Genomic DNA, 949 nt, shown 5'->3' with positions numbered 1-949 from the left:
CCAATGTTTTTTGAGTGGAAGTTTTTTTGATCTTTGTTATAATATTTCTTGTATAGAAAGAGAAAGATACGATGAAAAGAAAAATTGCTTTATTGTCAGATGTTCATGGCAATGCGACGGCTCTGGAGGCCGTCTTGGCTAACGCAGAGAGTCAGGGAGTGACGGACTACTGGTTTTTGGGTGATCTGCTCATGCCAGGGACTGGTCGGCGTAATATTCTGGACAGACTGGATCAGTTGCCCATCAGCCTACAGGTTCGGGGAAATTGGGAAGATAGCCTTTGGCGTGCCCTGCACGGCAAGCTGGACTTGTCTCGCCCTAGCCATCTTTACTTGACAAGGCTCTGCCATTTTATCTTGGAGGAAATTCGTCCAGAAGAAATTGACCGTATGCAAGATTTACCTCTGCAAGTTTTGACAGAAGTAGAAGGTTTGAAAATTGCAGTCAGCCACCACTTGCCGGATAAAAACTGGGGTCGGGAGCTGATTCATATCGGTGAACAGGCCGATTTTGACCGACTCTTTGAGGGAAATGAAGCGGCCATTGCCATCTACGGCCACATCCACCAACAATTCCTTCGTTATGGGACGGGTGGCCAGCTGGTTATCAATCCAGGCTCAATTGGACAGCCCTTCTTTTTGGATGCGACTTTGCGGCAGGATCTGCGAGCCCAGTATGCTATCATCGAAATTGATGAGACCGGTCTGAAGGATGTAGACTTGTGTAGAGTCGCCTACGATGTTGAGCAGGAGTTGGAAATAGCGCGTGAGCTCCAGTTGCCCTATTACGAAATTTATGAGGAAAGCATAGTCAATGGCATTCATCATACCCACAATCACGATCTCTTGCGAGAAATCAGTGAGCGGGAAGACTATTTTGCCTCGGTTAAGGAGTTCTTGAGAGACCCTTTATAAACTTGCAGCGCCTGTAGAAAAATGTTTCTTTTGTC

1 protein-coding gene is annotated in these 949 nt (G+C 46.6%); it reads left to right on the top strand.

The window, feature by feature from the left end; genetic code table 11:
* Positions 1–71: 71 nt before the first annotated feature.
* Positions 72–914 (top strand): metallophosphoesterase family protein, encoded by an 843-nt coding sequence (locus STRDD04_RS04450; protein ID WP_062199697.1) that lies wholly within the window; start codon positions 72–74, stop codon positions 912–914.
* Positions 915–949: the final 35 nt, after the last annotated feature.

Origin of the sequence: Streptococcus sp. DD04 (genome assembly GCF_001578725.1) — a bacterium.
In the GTDB taxonomy this organism is placed as follows: Bacteria; Bacillota; Bacilli; order Lactobacillales; family Streptococcaceae; genus Streptococcus; species Streptococcus sinensis.
This window is presented reverse-complemented; position numbering and strand designations above follow the sequence as displayed.